Origin of the sequence: Parendozoicomonas verongulae, assembly GCF_009711465.1 — a bacterium.
Taxonomy (GTDB): domain Bacteria; phylum Pseudomonadota; class Gammaproteobacteria; order Pseudomonadales; family Endozoicomonadaceae; genus Sansalvadorimonas; species Sansalvadorimonas verongulae.
In genome coordinates, this window is record NZ_SMME01000519.1 from 452 (window position 1) to 1175 (window position 724).

A 724-nucleotide genomic window follows, 5' to 3' on the forward strand; every position below is an offset into this window, starting at 1 on the left:
CTCTGAGCGTGTACATACCATAGAAATCCGCAGGCTTATCATCGTCTGTTCGAACCTGAAGTTCTTTGTCATGCTCACGTGTCCAGGTATCTGAATCCGGAAACCGGGAAGGAAACAGGTTTCCCGAAGGAAGGGGTGAGCATTGGATATGAGGGAGATCTTCCTCGCCTGGAGACACATGACACATGTTTGCCTTATCCCGGATCCATGTTGTGGCACCTGTTTCAACGGCCAGATGTTTGCAGGCGTTGGAGTGGTGAGAGTTAATCCGTTTTTTTGCTTTTTCCCCCGGCAAAGTACAAGGTGGTGTTCGGTTGTTCTGTCTATGGCGCAGGATGTTGTTTTATGGGGATGGATATGTGTGCTGTCCGCATTTTGTATGGCAATGTCGCCTGTAGAAATCACATCAAGTGGACGTAATTGAATAGAGCGAATTGGTTTACTTTTGACTTTTACTGCAAAGGTGTCAGATGAAGACAGGCTGATCACTATGCAGAGACTGGTGACAATAAAGTTCAGCCTGAACACTATTCTTTTCCTTCCCATAAAAAGAACAAAGAAGATAAGTAACGTAGCTTTGTGATATTGGTGTTTACGGCGCTGGACGTATGTCGCTGACTGGGTCACTCATCTCTCACATTGTGATGCACGCGCTGGTGTCTGGTGAGATTGCTGGATGTGGTGAAAGACTTGCCGCATTTGTCCTGGTCACAGACAAAGGGCC

Annotated in this window: 1 protein-coding gene; it reads right to left on the reverse strand. The window is 47.0% G+C overall.

The genetic code is table 11. The annotated features are described in order from the left end of the window. A partial coding sequence (locus E1189_RS24655) for a hypothetical protein (RefSeq protein ID WP_230459937.1) occupies window positions 1-528 on the reverse strand: 528 nt, incomplete at its 3' end. Between the last annotated feature and the right edge of the window lie 196 nt (window positions 529-724).